Origin of the sequence: Halomonas sp. LC1 (genome assembly GCF_030247125.1) — a bacterium.
In the GTDB taxonomy this organism is placed as follows: Bacteria; Pseudomonadota; Gammaproteobacteria; order Pseudomonadales; family Halomonadaceae; genus Vreelandella.
In genome coordinates, this window is sequence record NZ_JASSPG010000008.1 from 58736 (window position 1) to 75066 (window position 16331).

General features: G+C 61.4%; 14 protein-coding genes. 5 read left to right on the top strand and 9 right to left on the bottom strand.

Going from position 1 to position 16331, the window contains the following annotated elements:
* Window positions 1–36 precede the first annotated feature (36 nt).
* Both QIT27_RS13690 and uvrA read right to left on the bottom strand, forming a co-directional pair.
* Entirely contained in the window at window positions 37–804 is a 768-nt protein-coding gene (locus QIT27_RS13690; RefSeq protein ID WP_285264155.1) for a Crp/Fnr family transcriptional regulator, read from the bottom strand.
* A 123-nt stretch (window positions 805–927) separates the two neighbouring features.
* The gene (uvrA, locus tag QIT27_RS13695) at window positions 928–3777 is read right to left on the bottom strand and encodes an excinuclease ABC subunit UvrA (protein ID WP_159340628.1); all 2850 of its coding nucleotides are present in this window, start codon (window positions 3775–3777) and stop codon (window positions 928–930) included.
* A 171-nt stretch (window positions 3778–3948) separates the two neighbouring features.
* Here uvrA and QIT27_RS13700 point away from each other — a divergent pair, with 171 nt between their 5' ends.
* The 4 genes from QIT27_RS13700 (at window position 3949) to QIT27_RS13715 (ending at window position 7694) form a co-directional block, all read left to right on the top strand.
* Window positions 3949–5328, top strand: a complete 1380-nt coding sequence (locus QIT27_RS13700) for an MFS transporter (RefSeq protein WP_285264156.1) — start codon at window positions 3949–3951, stop codon at window positions 5326–5328.
* An 80-nt stretch (window positions 5329–5408) separates the two neighbouring features.
* Window positions 5409–5996, top strand: coding sequence for a single-stranded DNA-binding protein (ssb, locus tag QIT27_RS13705; protein WP_159340630.1), 588 nt, complete (start codon window positions 5409–5411; stop codon window positions 5994–5996).
* A gap of 73 nt (window positions 5997–6069) precedes the next feature.
* Entirely contained in the window at window positions 6070–6963 is an 894-nt protein-coding gene (locus tag QIT27_RS13710; RefSeq protein WP_159340631.1) for a sugar nucleotide-binding protein, read from the top strand.
* Complete coding sequence (locus tag QIT27_RS13715) at window positions 6960–7694, top strand: lysophospholipid acyltransferase family protein (protein WP_159340632.1); 735 nt, start codon at window positions 6960–6962, stop codon at window positions 7692–7694. Before QIT27_RS13710 ends, QIT27_RS13715 begins: the two co-directional genes overlap by 4 nt.
* A 73-nt stretch (window positions 7695–7767) precedes the next feature.
* Here QIT27_RS13715 and fabB read toward each other — a convergent pair whose 3' ends face one another.
* A complete protein-coding gene (fabB, locus tag QIT27_RS13720; protein ID WP_159340633.1) occupies window positions 7768–8985 on the bottom strand; it encodes a beta-ketoacyl-ACP synthase I in 1218 nt (405 codons plus the stop codon).
* A 12-nt stretch (window positions 8986–8997) separates the two neighbouring features.
* Complete coding sequence (gene fabA / locus QIT27_RS13725) at window positions 8998–9513, bottom strand: 3-hydroxyacyl-[acyl-carrier-protein] dehydratase FabA (protein ID WP_139527837.1); 516 nt, start codon at window positions 9511–9513, stop codon at window positions 8998–9000.
* A 271-nt stretch (window positions 9514–9784) separates the two neighbouring features.
* On the opposite strand from fabA, the gene QIT27_RS13730 reads away from it, so the two are divergent.
* The gene (locus tag QIT27_RS13730) at window positions 9785–11623 is read left to right on the top strand and encodes a putative bifunctional diguanylate cyclase/phosphodiesterase (RefSeq protein WP_285264157.1); all 1839 of its coding nucleotides are present in this window, start codon (window positions 9785–9787) and stop codon (window positions 11621–11623) included.
* Here the strand turns inward: QIT27_RS13730 and QIT27_RS13735 are convergent.
* From QIT27_RS13735 to QIT27_RS13755, 5 genes are read right to left on the bottom strand one after another with little or no spacing between them, the layout of a single operon-like run.
* A complete protein-coding gene (locus QIT27_RS13735; protein WP_159340635.1) occupies window positions 11620–12138 on the bottom strand; it encodes a DUF2878 family protein in 519 nt (172 codons plus the stop codon). The two genes, QIT27_RS13730 and QIT27_RS13735, sit on opposite strands and share 4 nt — an antisense overlap.
* A complete protein-coding gene (locus tag QIT27_RS13740) occupies window positions 12139–13407 on the bottom strand; it encodes an SAM-dependent methyltransferase (RefSeq protein ID WP_159340636.1) in 1269 nt (422 codons plus the stop codon).
* Window positions 13404–14168, bottom strand: coding sequence for a DUF1365 domain-containing protein (locus QIT27_RS13745; protein WP_253019283.1), 765 nt, complete (start codon window positions 14166–14168; stop codon window positions 13404–13406). Before QIT27_RS13745 ends, QIT27_RS13740 begins: the two co-directional genes overlap by 4 nt.
* Complete coding sequence (locus QIT27_RS13750) at window positions 14165–15514, bottom strand: NAD(P)/FAD-dependent oxidoreductase (protein ID WP_285264158.1); 1350 nt, start codon at window positions 15512–15514, stop codon at window positions 14165–14167. Before QIT27_RS13750 ends, QIT27_RS13745 begins: the two co-directional genes overlap by 4 nt.
* A complete protein-coding gene (locus QIT27_RS13755) occupies window positions 15511–16296 on the bottom strand; it encodes an SDR family NAD(P)-dependent oxidoreductase (RefSeq protein WP_285264159.1) in 786 nt (261 codons plus the stop codon). The genes QIT27_RS13750 and QIT27_RS13755 overlap by 4 nt, the downstream gene beginning before the upstream one ends.
* Window positions 16297–16331 lie beyond the last annotated feature (35 nt).

Here is a 16331-nt window from a genome sequence, read left to right on the forward strand (position 1 = left end):
CCAGCAGGGCGACGGAAAGAGGCCCTCGTGAAGCCATCAATCATTGAATAAGGGACGAACGTTATCGGTCAGGTAGCAGTCATCGAACTCTCCTTCTGTGGCCAGCGCCTCGAGATCGGGAATCGACACGTGGTGGCGGTCACGGAAGACCAGTCCATCCTCGCTGAGTGCACTGAACGTGCGGCTGACATGCACCGGACTCAGCCCGAGAATATCCGCCAGCTGCTCCTGGGAGAGCGGTAAACGAAACTGCCCGCTGATATCGTCATTGGTTTGGCGTAGGCGCAGGTACATTTCATGGAGAAAATGCGCCATTTTTTGGCGCGCGCTGCGCCGCGCGAGATTCACCAACCGCGCGCTGCGCCGCGCGAGATTCACCAACCGCTCGGTGAGCAGCGCCTGTTGACGACTGCCGATGGCAAACATCACCGAGGTCAGTGGCAGCGACTGGCGAAACAGCTCCAACATCCGCTTGTGGGGGAAGTGGCACACTACCCCGTCGGTAATCATGCGCACGTTCTCAAGCCGTTGAGAAAAGGCGAATTCCCTCAAGCCGATGATGTCGCCGGGGAGAAACACTTCCAAAATTTGCCGATCACCGTTTTCCAGGTGACGGTAAGAGTAAGCCCAGCCGCTGCGCAGCGTACAAAACTCGTTGGCGGGGGCGCCCATCTCCCAAAGTAGCGAGCCAGACTTGATGTCAGTCGGGCTCTCTTCCAGCGAGTCGAGCAACTGCTTTTCGTCGTCTGTCAGCGTGCAGTAGTGGCTAAAGTGGCGAATAATGCAGCTCTTATCCTGTTCCACGCGTCCTTCTCCTCGATGCAATCCACCTTTGTTAAACGGCGTCGCTACTTACTATAAGCAGTCTATGCGGGGCATGCCTGCTCTTTTACTCTCCCCGGCGCGCTCGCGCCGGGGAGAGGCCGCTTAGGATGTGGACGACGCACGGTTACCCCGCTCAAGAAGAGGAGCCAAGAAGCGCCCCGTGTGGGAAACGCTCTGCTTGGCAATCTGCTCTGGGGTGCCTTCGGCGATGATTTGTCCGCCCCCGGAGCCCCCTTCTGGGCCAAGGTCGATCAGCCAGTCCGCGGTCTTGATCACATCCAGATTGTGCTCGATGACCACGATGGTATTGCCGTGGTCGCGCAGGCGGTGCAGTACCGTGAGCAGTTGACGAATATCCTCGAAATGCAGCCCCGTGGTGGGCTCATCCAGAATGTAGAGCGTTTTACCGGTATCGCGCTTGGCCAGCTCGCGGGCCAGCTTGACCCGCTGGGCCTCGCCGCCGGAGAGCGTGGTCGCGCTCTGCCCCAAGCGAATGTACGACAGGCCGACATCCATCAGCGTTTGCAGACGGCGGGCAATGGCAGGCACCGGGCTGAAGAACGCCAGCGCGTCTTCCACGGTCATTTCCAGCACTTCGTGGATGGTCTTGCCTTTGTAGTGAATATCCAGCGTTTCACGGTTATAGCGCTTGCCTTTACACACGTCGCAGGGCACGTAGATATCCGGCAGGAAGTGCATCTCTACCTTGATCATCCCTTCGCCCTGGCACGCTTCGCAGCGCCCGCCCTTGACGTTAAAGCTGAAGCGGCCCGGCTTATAGCCCCGCGAGCGCGCCTCTTGGGTTCCCGCAAACAGCTCGCGAATGGGCGTGAAAATACCGGTGTACGTCGCTGGATTGGAGCGCGGTGTCCGGCCAATGGGGCTCTGGTCGATATCGATCACTTTATCGAGCTGATCGAGACCCTCGACCTTCTCGTAGGGCGCTGGGGTCAAGGTGGTGGCGCGGTTGAGTTCGCGGGCCGCAATGGGCATCAGCGTGCCGTTGATCAGCGTCGACTTGCCCGAGCCGGAGACCCCGGTCACGGCAATGAACAGCCCCAGCGGCAGGCTGAGGGTAACGTTCTGTAAGTTATTACCCGTAGCGCCGCGCACGACCAGCTGCTTTTCCGGGTTGCCGGGAATGCGGTAGGGCGGCACGGCAATTTCGCGGGTGCCGGAGAGGTATTGACCGGTCAGTGAGTGGGGGTTGTCCATCACCTGCTGCGGCGTGCCTTGGGCGACGATTTCACCGCCGTGCACCCCGGCACCGGGGCCAATGTCCAGGACATGGTCCGCCGCGCGAATGGCGTCTTCGTCGTGCTCGACCACGATCACGGTGTTGCCCAGGTCGCGCAGCCGCTCCAGGGTTTTCAACAGGCGATCGTTATCCCGTTGGTGCAGGCCGATGGAGGGCTCGTCCAGGATGTACATGACGCCTACCAGCCCTGCGCCGATCTGGCTAGCCAGACGGATACGCTGGGCTTCGCCGCCGGAGAGGGTGTCGGCGCTGCGCTCTAGGTTCAGGTAGTCCAGACCCACGTTGACCAGGAACTCTAGGCGCGCGTGGATCTCGTTGACGATCTTGTCGGCGATTTCGCCTTTGCGGCCCGGCAGGGCCAGCTCGGCAAAGTAGCGCCACGCGTCGCCAATCGGCAGGTGAACGATATCCGCAATGTTATGGTCGTCCACGTACACATGGCGCGACTCTTTGCGCAGCCGCGAGCCGCCGCAGGTGGTACACGGCTGCACGGCGATATACTTGGCGAGATCGTCACGCACCATGTTGGATTCGGTTTCCCGATAGCGGCGCTGCATGTTGGGCAGCACGCCTTCAAAGGCATGCTCCCGGGTGACTTTGCGGCCGCGATCCCCGACGTACACGAACGGAATTTGCTCATTGCCGCTACCGTTGAGGATGATCTCACGCTCGTGGCGCGCCAGCTCCTGCCACGGCGTTTCCAGCTCGAAGCGATAGTGCTTGGCCAGGGCCTGTAGCTGGGTGAAGTAGTAGATGTTGCGGCGATCCCAGCCCTTGATCACGCCCTCCGCCAAAGAGAGCTCTGGGTGGCTGATGAGCTTGTCGGGGTCGAAGTATTGTTGAACGCCCAAGCCGTCGCAGGTCGGGCAGGCACCCGCCGGGTTGTTGAAGGAGAACATGCGCGGCTCGAGCTCGGAGAGCGAGTAGCCACACACCGGGCAGGCAAAGCGCGACGAGAAGGCGAGGTCTTCCTGCTCGCCGTCCATGAAGTGAATCATCGCCGTGCCGTCGGCAAGGTTCAGCGCCGTTTCAAACGACTCCGCGAGTCGCTGAGCAATGTCGTCGCGCACTTTGAAGCGGTCGACCACTACGCTGATGTCATGCTTTTTACGCTTATCCAGCGGCGCGATGTCGTCGAGTTCGAGCACTTGACCGTCGATCTGAACCCGCACGAAGCCCTGGGCGCGTAGCTCACTGAGCAGCTGCAGGTGCTCACCTTTGCGGCCCTTCACCACCGGGGCCAGCAGCATCAGCTTGGTGCCCTCGGCGAGGTTCATCACCTGGTCGACCATTTGCGAGATGGTTTGTGCTTCCAGGTCTTCCCCGTGCTCAGGGCAGCGCGGTGTGCCCGCGCGGGCAAACAGCAGGCGCAGGTAGTCGTAAATTTCGGTGATCGTGCCGACCGTCGAGCGGGGATTGTGCGAGGTGGATTTCTGCTCGATGGAGATGGCCGGAGAGAGCCCTTCGATGTGATCCACATCGGGTTTTTCCATCATTGACAGGAACTGACGCGCATAGGTGGAGAGCGACTCCACGTAGCGACGCTGCCCCTCCGCGTAAAGCGTATCGAACGCCAGCGATGACTTGCCGGAGCCGGAGAGCCCGGTAATGACAATCAGTTTGTCACGGGGCAGCTCCACATCGATCTGCTTGAGGTTGTGGGTGCGGGCACCCCTGACCAGAATGCTGTCCATCAACACCTCGAATCGCGTGGCAAAAGCGTAATTATACGTTTGCTGTACCCTTCCCGGCAAAACTGTCTCGGCTGTCGCCGCTGTGCTTGGCGTTTCCAGCGTGATGACAAAGCGCTAGAATGGGGGGTTACCTCAGGCCGTTCTGGCCCATCCACCATACACAAGGGCACTATGCGCAAGGTTTCCGCACTGCTGCTGGCCGCTGAACGCCGTGCAATCAGCGGCTTGGCTGGCCTTTATGCGTCTCGTATGCTGGGACTCTTCATGGTTCTGCCGGTGCTCGCGCTCTATGCCGATACGCTGGCAGGCGCGACGCCGCTGCTCGTTGGGGTAGCGTTAGGCATCTATGGCCTGACCCAAGCGTCGCTGCAGATTCCGTTTGGCCTGCTCTCTGATCGTATCGGGCGCAAACGCGTGATTGCCATGGGGCTTTTGATCTTTGCCGTCGGCAGCGTGGTCGCCGCGATGGCGGATACGATTGTCGGCGTGATCGCCGGGCGCGCGCTGCAGGGCGGCGGCGCCGTGGCCGCCGCCATCATGGCGCTGCTCGCCGATCAAACCCGCGAGCAGGTTCGCACCGCCGCCATGGCCACTATCGGTCTCTCGATTGGCGTCTCGTTCGCCATTGCCATGGTGCTTGGCCCCTGGCTGGCCGCCTGGGCCGGGCTCTCCGGGGTGTTTTGGTTTACCGCGCTGCTGACGCTCGTGGGGCTGGTCGTGCTGTGGCGCTGGGTACCGCCCGCGCCGCGTCGGTTGCGTCATCGCGACGTAGGGCTGGACCGTCAGCAGTTCAAGAGTGTGATCACCCGGCCAGACCTGTGGCGGCTGGATCTATCGATTTTTGCCCTGCACCTGGTGCTGATGGCCATTTTCGTCGCCATTCCGTTTCGCCTGCTCAACGCTGGCGTAGCGGTGGAGTACCATGGGCTTGCCTATCTCGGCATCATGGCACTGTCGTTCGTCGCCATGGTGCCGCTGGTCATCGTCGCGGAGAAGCGTCAGCGGATGAAGCTGATGTGCCTGCTGGCCATTGGGGCCATTGCCTTGAGCCTGGCGAGCCTGGGGATGCCGCTCTCCCAAGGGCACTGGCTGTTCGTGTGGCTGTTCGTGTTTTTTACCGGATTTAATTTGCTGGAGGCGACGCTGCCTTCCATGCTCAGTAAGCTGGCTCCCGCCGGCGCCAAAGGAACGGCGATGGGGGTGTACTCCACCAGCCAGTTTTTAGGCGCATTTTTGGGCGGCACGCTGGGCGGCTTGTTAGCCAACGTGTGGGGGCTCAACGCTGTCTTTATCGGCTGCGCCGTGCTGGCGCTGGGGTGGTGGGCGGCCATGTGGCGCATGCCCTCGCCGCCGCCGCTCTCGAGTGAAGTGATGGCGCTGCACGAGACGCAGCCCGATGCGATGAACCTGTTGATGGAGCATCTCGCCGACGTGGTCGGTGTGGAAGATGTGATGGTCGTGCCCGAAGAGCGGTTGGTCTATTTGAAAGTCAATCGGGACGCGCTGGACCAAGCGGCGCTGGCGAGATTGATGTCACCGCCACGAACCTAACGACTTACCGCTGGCTATGCTGTGACGGGCAGTCAGTGAACCGTTAATGTATACGATGAATGATGACGAGGAGCGACCTTATGGCGCGCGGTATTAACAAAGTAATCTTGATTGGCAACCTGGGCCAAGACCCGGAAGTTCGTTTCACGCCCTCCGGCACTGCCGTGGCGAACCTGAACTTGGCCACCTCCGACACTTGGATGGATCGTCAGAGCGGCCAGCGCCAGGAGCGCACCGAGTGGCACCGTGTGGTGCTGTTCAATAAGACGGCCGAGATTGCCCAGCAGTACCTGAAAAAAGGTTCGAAGGTCTACATCGAAGGCCGCCTGCAAACGCGCAAGTGGCAGGATCAAAATGGTCAGGACCGCTACAGCACAGAAATCGTCGCCAACGACATGCAGATGCTCGATGGCCGCAGCGGCGATTACCAGGGCGGCGGTGCGCCGCAAGGTGGCTACGCCCAGCAGGCTCCCGCTCAGCAGGCGCCGCCGCAGCAACACTATGGCCAGCAACCGCCTCAGCAGGGTGGCTATCCGTCGCAGGGTGCTCCCCAGCGTAACGCCCCTGCCCCGCAGCCTCAGCAGCCTGCACCCAACCAGCAGAACAGCAGCTACGGCGCGCCCGATCCGGGCAATTTCGACGATTTCGATGACGAGATTCCGTTCTGATTCGCGTCTTGCTGCGTCGTCATGGGGTGACGCGCGAGCCGCTATGTTCTTGGGTTGAGGGAGAGGGTCTGTCTTGAAGCTGCTGATACTGGATGCCGGGCACTGCTTGAGTTTAGCACTCGCCCGGGAAGCGAGCCGGCGCACCGATACCGAGCTCGTGATTGAACAGGGCCTCGACGTCACGCCGAGCCAGCTACAGGCCATCGCGCCCGATGCGGTGATCATTCCACCGCTGGCGCATCCGCTGAGCATGACCCCTGCCGAGGTGAAAGCCCATGCGGACGCCGTGGATCGCTGCGTGGATGCGTGTCAAACCCAAGGGGTGGCGCTGGTATGGTGCGTGTCCGATCAGCTCTACGAGGAGGGATTCGATATCCCCATCGATGAGCACGTCGTGCCTGCTCCGCGCGACGAGTGTTTACGCCGCCTCGTACAGACCGGCGACCGCATTCGCGCCGAGTACCATCGCCACCTGATCGTACGTTTGGGGCCGCTGTTTGCGCTAGAAGGCAGCCACGCTTGGCTGAATGAAATCATCGACAGTCTGGTGACCGGGCAAGCGGTGCGTGCCGCCGAAGATGTCGTCTTCTGCCCCACGTCCGCCGATGCGGTCGCCATGGCGCTCATTGGCATGCTGCAGCAGCAGGCCTGCGGGGCCGACGCTTGGGGGGCCTACCATTTGGCAGGTACCGAGCCGGTCAGTGCGTTCACGTTCACGTCGATGGTGCGCACCCAACTGGCCACGCACTTGGAAGGGCGAGGGGAGACGGTCGCGCTCGGCGACGTTCAAGCACTGAATCACCATCACGATGCCAAACTGCGCCGCGTGTTGAACTGTCGCCGCGTGCTGGACGTGTTTGGCGTTCATCAAAAGCCATGGCGGTTGGAAGTAGGACGGATGCTGGATGCCTGGTGCCTCACGCGCGACCAGCAGCCCGATGACGTTGGGACAGGAGAGTCAGTTTGATCAATGTGGTACGCAGCCTGCTGTTTTATGTAGGTTATTTCACTGCCATGCTGCTCATTGGCGTGCTTTTTCTACCCATCGCACCGTTTCTACCACTGGCGGCGCGCTACCGGCTGTTGAATCTTTATAACTACTTCCTGATGGTGTGGTTTCGCATTGCCTGCGGCGTGCGCTACGAGATTCAAGGGCGGGAGAATATCCCGACAGGCCCCTGCGTGATTCAAGCCAATCACCAGTGCGAGTGGGAGACGGTCTTTCTACAAGTGATGAAGCCGCCGGTGTGCACCGTGCTCAAACGCGAGCTGCTGCGCATCCCGGTCTTTGGGTGGGGCCTGCGTTTGCTACGCCCAATCAGTTTGGATCGCTCCAAGCCTGCCCGGGCCATGAAGCAGGTGCTGACCCAGGGCGTTGAGCGCCTGGGGACGGGGTTGTCCGTCCTGATTTTTCCGGAGGGAACACGGGTAGATCCTGGCGTGCGCAAGCGCTACAACAAAAGCGGTAGCGTCGTTGCCTGCCGTGCCGGTGTGCCGGTGCTTCCCGTGGCTCACAATGCCGGTGAGCGTTGGCCGGGGCGGCACTGGGTCAAGCGCCCAGGGGTGCTCCGCGTACGCATTGGCGCCCCCATTGCGACCGAAGGGCGCACACCGGACGAGGTGTTGGCGGATGTCGAAGCCTGGATCGAGGGTCAGCTACAGGAGATTTCCGAGGTCCCCAGGCCCACGGCGCGCTAAGCAGCGCGGGGCAGAGAACGCAGCACAAAAAACGGCGCCCGAAGGCGCCGTTTTTGATGGCTGCTGATGTGCCTCAGCCGTCGTAACGCTGGAACACCAGGCAGGCGTTGGTGCCGCCAAAGCCGAAGCTGTTGGAAAGCACGCGCTCGAGGGTAACGTCGTCGCGACGCTGGGTCACGATATCGAAACCGTCGGCCTGCTCGTCGAGTGTCTCGACGTTGGCAGACGCGGCGACGAAGTTATGCTGCATCATCAGCAGCGAGTAGATCGCTTCCTGGACACCGGTAGCGCCCAGCGAGTGGCCGGTCAGCGACTTGGTCGAGCTCATGGCGGGCGTGGAGTTGCCGAACACGCTGCGGATCGCTTTCAGCTCGGCGACGTCGCCTACCGGCGTCGACGTGCCGTGGGTGTTGATGTAGTCGATGTCGCCCTGCACCGTGGCCATGGCCTGATGCATGCAGCGCATGGCACCCTCTCCAGAAGGGGCAACCATGTCATGACCGTCGGAGGTCGCACCATAGCCTACCAGCTCGCCGTAGATCTTCGCGCCGCGCGCTTTCGCGTGCTCGAGCTCTTCAAGCACCAGCATGCCGCCACCGCCCGCGATGACGAAGCCGTCGCGGGCCTGATCGTAGGGGCGAGAGGCTTTATCCGGGGTGTCGTTGTAGTGCGTGGAGAGCGCGCCCATGGCGTCGAACAAGCACGACAGCGTCCAGTGCTCCTCTTCGCCACCACCAGCAAAGACCACGTCCTGCTTGCCGAGCTGAATCTGCTCCATGGCGCTACCGATGCAGTGAGCGGAAGTCGCACAGGCAGAGGAGATGGAGTAATTCACGCCTTTGATTTTGAACGGCGTGGCCAAGCAGGCCGACACCGTGCTGCCCATGGTGCGGGTCACACGGTAAGGGCCAACGCGGCGCAGGCCTTTCTCACGCATTGCATCGGCGGCTTCGACCTGGTTGGCGCTGGACGCGCCGCCCGAGCCGGCAATCAGGCCGGTGCGCTCGTTCGACACTTGCGCGTCGGTCAAGCCCGCGTCTTCGATGGCCTGAGCCATCGAGACGTAGGCGTAGGCCGCTGCATCGCCCATGAAGCGGCGCAGTTTGCGGTCGATCAACGCGTCTAGGTCGATATCGACGCTGCCTGCCACATGGCTACGGAAGCCGCGCTCGGCGTACTCTTCCTTGAAACGAATACCGCTGCGCCCGCTTTTGAGCGCGTCTAAGACCTGTTGCTGGTCGTTGCCTAAGCACGACACGATGCCAAGGCCGGTGACTACCACTCGTCGCATGGGAGCCTCCTGTTAGAAATTCGCAGTGGAGGTGAATAGGCCAACGCGCAGGTCATTAGCCTGGTAGATATCGCGCCCGTCGACGGACACGGTGCCGTCGGCGATGCCTAGGATAAGCCGACGGGTAATGACGCGTTTCATGTTGATGCGGTACGTCACTTTTTGAGCGTCGGGCAAAATTTGGCCGCTGAATTTCACTTCGCCGCAGCCTAGTGCACGGCCACGGCCAGGATGGCCGAGCCAGCCCAGGTAGAAACCGACCAGCTGCCACATCGCGTCGAGACCCAAGCAGCCGGGCATCACCGGGTCACCGGGAAAGTGACAGTCGAAAAACCACAGATCCGGGGTGATATCCAGCTCGGCGATCAGCTCGCCCTTACCATGCTCACCGCCCTCTTCATGAATGTGCGTGATGCGATCAAGCATCAGCATGTTAGGCGCTGGCAGCTGGGCATTGCCTGGGCCAAAAAGCTCGCCGCGCGAGCAGGCCAGCAGTTCTTCGCGATCAAAGGAATGTTGCTTGGTCACTGAATCGTTCCGAGTATGAAGATGGTTGTTGCGCCTAGTCTACTTCCCGAAACCTCCGAATGCACGTCGCAGGCGCTTTATCGTGACTTTCTAACCCTTTTTAAGGGCTTGCCGATAAAGCAAATGACGTTATTGTGACAATCGTCGAGGCGAATTCGCACAATAAACGGCCTATTGACGTAATATGCTCTATCCAAGTTTTTGGTTAGGCGGCATGATGTCGTCCACGTGATGTTTTGTAGTGACTGCTGATAGGACAACAAGAACCGCCATGTGGCTGCCTGTTTCTCTTAATCGTCCGCTGGTTTGGGTGGCGCTCATGGCGCTGCCTGCATGTGTATGGATTCCCGATACTGCGCTGCGCATGGTGGCCGCCAGCCTGGTGGCGTTGGGGTTGTGGGACGCTTGGCACCAGGTGCGTCAACAGCGCTTGCGTTTGAAGCTTGCCCAAGACGCCATGGGGCTGGCAGGGGATGCCATGGTCATCAGCGATGTGCAGAACCGTGTGTTGGCCGTCAATCCCGCCTTTACCGACATTACCGGCTACGAGAGCCAGGAGATGGTCGGCCGCAAGCTCGAAACCCTGGCCGCACAGCGTCACGACAAAGCCTTCTACCAAAGTTTCTGGAGCACCCTGAAAGCCACCGGGCGGTGGGAAGGGGAGATGTGGAACCGTCGTAAACATGGCGACGAGTACCCAGAGTGGCTCAAGGTTCGCGCGGTGACCGACAAACGCGGCAAGATCACCCACTTCATCAGCCTGTTCACCGATATTTCCGCGCAAAAAGCCCGCGAGCGCGACTTGCGCCGCATCGGCTACGAAGACCCCCTGACCGGCCTGCCTAACCGACGCCGCCTGCACGATTTGATGTCCTCACGGCTTCGTCACTTGCGTGCCGGCGAGAGTCTGGACATGGCGCTGATCGACATCGATGGTCTGAAATCGGTCAACGACAGCTTGGGCGTCGAGCAGGGCGACCGTCTGTTGGCGCGCTTTGCTCAGCGGCTTACCAGCTATATGGCGGGCAGCGTCGTCGGCCGCCTGGGGGGCGATGAGTTCTTGGTGATTCGCACCACCACCTTCGATGATCATGATCAGTGGATCATGACCCTGCGTGACCACATGTGCAGTCCGTTCGAGATCAACGATCAGTCGCTGCGTTTAGGATTGACCATCGGTAGCTGTCGCGCCCCCGAGGATGGCCGAGATTCCGGCGTGCTGTTCCAGCGGCTGGAGTCCGCGCTGTACAGTGCCAAACGATTGGGTCGCAACCATAGCCAGCGCTTTCGCCCAGCGTTGGATAAGCAGGATAACCCCCAGCTTGCGCTGGTCAGTGACCTGCGCGCCGCACTGATCTCCGGTGACCAGCTAGAGCTTCACTACCAGACCCAGCACCATCCTGGCAGCGGTGAGCTGATGGGCATGGAGGCACTGCTGCGCTGGCGTCACCCTCAAGACGGTATGGTTTCACCGGGCGAGTTCATTCCACTGGCGGAGCGCCATGGCCTGATGGCCGAGCTGGGCAGTTGGGTGATCGAGAAAGCATGCGCTCAACAGGCGCACTGGCAAAACAGCGGTATGCCCAAGGTGGCCGTGTGGATCAATATCTCCGCGCTACAGCTCTTTCAGGGCGATCTGGAAACCCAGCTGGCGACCTGCCTGGAGCGCTATCAGCTCAAACCGTCACAAATTGGTCTGGAGCTGACCGAATCGGTGCTGCTGGATGAGCGGGCCGGTGATATGGGGCCGCGCCTGCAGGCGCTCCGAGAGCTTGGTTACGCCATTGCCATCGACGATTTCGGCACCGGCTACTCATCCTTAGGTTACTTGAAGCGGCTGCCGGTGGATAAGATCAAACTGGACCGTGCCTTCATTCGCGAGCTTCCCAACGACCAGGCGGATGCGGCGATCGTAACGGCGGTCTTGGCCATGGCCGAGGGGATGGGGTTGGAAGTCGTCGCGGAGGGCGTCGAAACGCAAGCCCAGTGCCAGTTCCTGGTCAACGCGGGCTGTACGCTGGTGCAGGGATTCTACTTTGCCAAGCCGTTACCCGCTGCCGAGCTAGAGCAGCGCTGGTCGCCCGTCGCACTGGCAGAAGGTGCCCACTAACGCGTCGTGATGACTCGCCCAGCGTAACGGCAAATACCCAGACAGAGCGCTGCCCAGATGACTGCCTGCACGGGCAGTAGCCACGGCGCCAAACTCACGTTGGCCAACGCTGCCCCACCCAGGTAAGAGAGCGGGCCGCTGATGGCACCGCAGGCAGCGGCGACGAGCGGATAGCGCCACAGCCAGGCCAGCGAGTGAAACACCAGCGTGGCGAACAGCGGCCACAGCATCCACAGCCATAGGGGCAGCAGGCCCGCGACGAGCGCCTGGTCACCAAAATCGAAACCGCCCGCCAAGTGCAGCCCGCCGTCCAGCACCAGCCCTAGTAGGGCAAACAAGCCGATGAAGCGCCATTCGCCGGGTCTGGCCCAGTGCCAAAAGTGCCAGCCCAGCAGCGCCACCCCCGTGGCCGCAGCGACCCATGAGCCACCCAGCACGCACAGCGTCCAGCCTGCCTCGAAGCGCAGCGCGTTGAACAGCAACGCGCGCACGGGCCGTGGGGAGGGCGATGCCATTTACAGGGCTCCCGTTAGCGGTACCGGTTTTGCAGCAGGCTTTGCCAGCAGTAGGTGGCAGGTGCCAATGGAGCGCTCGATGAAGCCCCCCTCGCAGTAGCACAGGTAGTAGCGCCACATGCGGATAAAGCGCTCGTCGTAGCCTTGGCTGCGGACTTGATCGAGGCTCGCCTCGAAACGGTGCCGCCACTCCCGCAGCGTTCGTGCGTAGTGCTGGCCGATCTCATCGAGCGCCACCACGTTGAGGGACGTTTTGCGCATCACGCCAGACAGCATGGCGTGGTGGGAGGGCAAAAAGCCGCCGGGGAAGATGTAGCGTTTGATGAAGTCCATGTCACGCTTGGCTTCTTCGAAGCGCTGGTCGCGAATGGTGATCGCTTGCAGCATCGCCTGACCATCGTCGGTTAGCAGGCTATCGACCTTTTCAAGATACGTGTTGAGGTACTGGTGCCCCACGGCCTCGATCATTTCCACCGAGATCAAGCGGTCAAAGCGCCCGGTGAGTTCACGATAATCCTGCTTTAGCAGCGTAATCTTGTCTTCCAGGCCCTCTTCTTTGATGCGCTGGGCCGTATGTGCATGCTGCTCCTCGGAAATCGTCGTGGTGGTCACCCGGCAGCCGCGTGTCTTGGCTGCATGAATGGCCAGCCCGCCCCAGCCCGTGCCGATCTCTAGCAAATGATGCTCGGGACGAACATCCAACTTCTCGAGCATGATGTCGAGTTTGTAGGTCGAGGCCTCTTCCAAACTGGCTTCCGGGTAGGGGAAGACGGCGCTGGAGTACATCCAGTGGCGTTTATCCAGGAACGTTGCAAAGAGGTCATTACCAATGTCGTAATGGGCGGCGATATTGCGCTTGGAGCCGGACAGGCTGTTGCGCTGGAAGCGGTAAGCCAGGCCCAGCAACCAGCGGGTGAAACGGGCGCTGCCGTTCTCCATCTTGCCATTGACGTGCTCTAGGTTGGCCGCAAACAGGCGCACCAAGGCCACCAGGTCATCGGCATCCCAGTCGCCATCCATGTAGGATTCCGCAGCGCCCACGGTGCCGCCAAAGGCGAGCCGCTTCCAGGCGCGAGAGTGGCGAATCACCACGGTGACCTGCAGCGGGCCTTCTTGGCCCAGGTGATGGCACTGGTTGCCTTCGATCAGCGTGATACGTCCGCCGCGAAACGCGTCCAACTGGGCCAGCAAACGAGGCTTTAACCAGCGGGTAAAGCGATCTTGGCGGGCGGGCTGACTACTGGGAGGTGTGGTACGCAGGGTGGTCACTTTGAAGTCTCCTTGCGCTTAGGGTGGTTATAAACGGGGACGCGCTTGAGCCACAGGCGAAGCGCTTCAAAATGGATTCCCGCGACCGTTTTCAGACTCATCCAAGGGTGCTTGGCGAGGGTGGCCAGCAGCACGCCGCGCGTAGCGGGGGCTGCGTCGAGCGTGAGCGTGGCGTCGAAATGGCGCTGCTCGTGCTGCCAGTTTTCCATATGTAGATAGAGCTGATCGCCGGGCGCATTGAATTTCCAGCGATAGGTCATCTCCATGGGATTGAAGGGGGAGACGTGCATGGCTTTGGCAAAGCTTGCCTGATGCGCGTGGCGGTCGGTCTCGACATGGCAGGCGTAACAGGTGCGCTCGCGCCAGGGCATGTTGGTGACCTCGCCGAGCACCGCTGCCAAGCGGCCATGTTCGTCGTAGGCATAGTAAACGGTGATAGGATTGAACATCGTGCCGAGCGTACGCAGCTGGGTCAGCATGCAAATGCGCCCGTTAGGGGCGCTGCCAAGCTGGCGCGTCAACTCCTCCCGCACGGCAGTGCGCAGCGGGCGATCCGTGGGGGCCAGATAATCCTCGCGGCGAAAACGTGCCAACGCCGGGCGTCGTGCGCTAAACCCCGGCACGCCGTCGAAGAGCGTGGGGAGCTCGTCGAGATCGAGCCACGCCATCCACACCTGATAGCTAAACGTGTGCGTCTTGGGCGTAAAGCGGCGGTGGCGGAGCGTACCGCGATAGATGCGCGAGCGCGGCGCAGCAATCATCCCAACCCCTCCCCAACGCTGTTGGGCATCAACTCATGGGCGGGCAGCGCCGTCGGCGTGGTGGGCGGCTCGGCGGCTTCGTCACAGCCCAGCGCCTGTGCCACGCGCAGCGCGCTCCAGACGCCGTCTTCATGAAAGCCGTTGCGCCAGTAAGCACCGCAGAAGTGGGTGCGCCGCGCCACCGATGAGATCTCTTCGTGGCGCATTTGGGCGGCCTGGCCCGCCAGCGTGAACTGTGGGTGTGCATAGACATAGCGGCCCAGCACCTTGGCCGGGTCGATGCTGTCGGAGTCGTTCAGCGTGACGCAAAACGTCGTGTCTGCCTCTAAGCGCTGCAGGATATTCATGTTGTAGGTCACCGATACCCGCTCATCGGCACCGCGACCATCCAACCGATAATTCCAGCTTGCCCACGCGCGTTGGCGGCGGGGCAGCAGGGAGGTGTCGGTGTGCAGCACCACCTCGTTGTTCTGGTAGGGCATTGCGCTTAGGATCTCGCGCTCGGCAGCCGAGGCATCCCCTAACATGGCCAGGGCTTGGTCGGCGTGGCACGCCAATACGACCTGGTCGAAACGTTCGCTGCCCTGGGCCGTGGTCACCACGACGCCCGTGTCGCTTCGGGTAATGTGGGTCACCGGGGTATTGAGGCGGATGCGCGACGCATAGGGCGCGGTCAAGCTGGGAATATAGCGTTTGGAGCCGCCCACGAGGGTGTACCACTGGGGACGGTGGTTCACCGACAGCAGCCCGTGGTTGCGGAAAAAGCGTACGAAAAACGTCAGTGGGAAAGCGCGCAGGTCACCAATGCTCGCCGACCAAATAGCGGCCCCCATGGGCAGCAAGTAACGACGCTGAAACGCTTCGCCGTAGCCGTGTTGGTCCAGGTACGCGCCCAACGTCATGTCTGCGGGCAGTCGTTTGCTTTCCAGATCGGCGGTGGCCTGCTTGTTGAAGCGCAAGATGTCGCGCAGCAGACGATAGAACGAAGGGTTGAGCAGGTTGCGGCGCTGGGCGAAAAGCGATGCCAACGTGTGGCCGTTGTACTCGAAATCGACGTCCGTTTCATGCACCGAGAAACTCATCTCGGTGGCTTGGCTGGGCACGCCAAGGGTAGCCAATAGGCGTTGGAAGTGGGGGTAGGTCCAGTCATTGAAGACGATGAAGCCGGTATCGATGGCGTAAGGGACGCCGTTGACCTCAACGTCCATGGTGGCCGTATGGCCCCCTAGTCGACTATCGGCTTCGAACAGGGTCACCTCGTGCTGTGAGGAGAGGTACCACCCGGCAGCCATCCCGCTGATGCCGCTGCCAATAACCGCGATGCGCTGTGACGCTGTGACGCTCATGGAGACTCCTTGGTTTGCCGCGTCATGCGCAGGCCGATCCACCGCCGCAGAGCGGGGGGTAAAATTCCCAAACATTTGACGATATAGGTAAACCGCCGTGGAAAATGAACATCCAGGCGGCCTTTGGCCAGCCCGGCAATGATCGACTTCGCAGCTTCGTCGGCGGTAACCTGCATGGGCATGGGAAAATCGTTGCGGTCGGTGAGTGGCGTTTTGACGAAGCCAGGATGAATCAAGCTCACGTCGATGCCCTCCTGGTGCAGGTCGAGTCGCAGAGACTCCAAGAAGTAGCTGACCGCTGCTTTCGACGCGCCATACGCCTCCGCGCGGGGCAGCGGCAGGTAGGCCGACGCGCTCGAGGTGGCGGCCAAGCGGGCGGGCTTGCCTTCCTTACGAGCGGCACGCAGCAGCGGTAGAGCGGCGTCGACGCCGTACAGCGTGCCAAATAGGTTCGGAGTGAAGACCCGCTCGACGAGTGCCATATCGAAGTGGCGTGCATCAAGGTATTCGCAGGTGCCCGCATTGAACAACGCAACGTCCAACGCGCCGAGCCACTCGCGAATCTGCTCACCCGCAGCGAGGACGGCTTGATGGTCGCTGACATCCAGCGGCAACGGGTAGGCGTTGTCATGGCCATCGCACAGTTTGTGCAGCGCCTCTTCATTGCGAGCGCTCAAGACGACGCGATGGCCTTGCTCGATCAGCTGCTTGGCCAGCGCTTCACCAATGCCGGACGTCGCGCCGGTTAACCAGATGCGTTGGGGCGTTTTCCATGTGCTCATCCTGCTCTCCTGTAGCGGCCTGTTAGCACGCAGCT